The 567-nt window shown below is 22.4% G+C and carries 1 protein-coding gene; it reads left to right on the top strand.

The genetic code is table 11. The features are described from left to right. The coding region (locus FAY47_RS19465) for a DUF2691 family protein (RefSeq protein ID WP_143318592.1) at positions 1–322 on the top strand (322 nt) is incomplete at its 5' end. Between the last annotated feature and the right edge of the window lie 245 nt (positions 323–567).

The raw sequence follows: 567 nt of genomic DNA, 5'->3' as shown, positions 1-567 counted from the left end.
TAATACATCAATTTTTGAAAATAGCATAGTAAATGGACAAGAATTTTTTAGATGTATACAATTGAAAGATTATTACTTAATATTTGCTGATATAAAAGCATTTAAGAATGAGTCAGAAATAACTAATGTTGATACGTACGATGATTTTATAAATAGTAATTGTGAAATTGCTTTGTTCTGTACAGATACAATTGATGTTGAATTATATTGTAAAAATAAAGTTATACTTTATAATATTATTAATAATTGCAAGAATTTTGGAGTTGATGATATTCAAGTATTGTCAAGGGAAAATAATGAAAGAATAAAATTTAGAATATAGATTACTAAAGTTATGATTTGACATTAGATAATTGTATAAAGATATATTTGAATTGTAATATAAAAAGTATTAGATTTAAAGAGTTTTGTATTAAATATCAGATAGATAGAGTTTGTGGGTAAGCGGTAGAAAAAGTAATAGTACCTTTAATTGCGGAAGGATGAAATTATTTAGAGCAAAAAATAAATAACATTTAAAGGGATTATGAGGTTAAGTGTATTTTTAGTTGAATTTACATTTAACCT

The sequence above is a fragment of the Clostridium sp. HBUAS56017 genome, assembly GCF_007115085.1.
Classification (GTDB): Bacteria; Bacillota; Clostridia; order Clostridiales; family Clostridiaceae; genus Clostridium; species Clostridium cibarium.
This window is presented reverse-complemented; position numbering and strand designations above follow the sequence as displayed.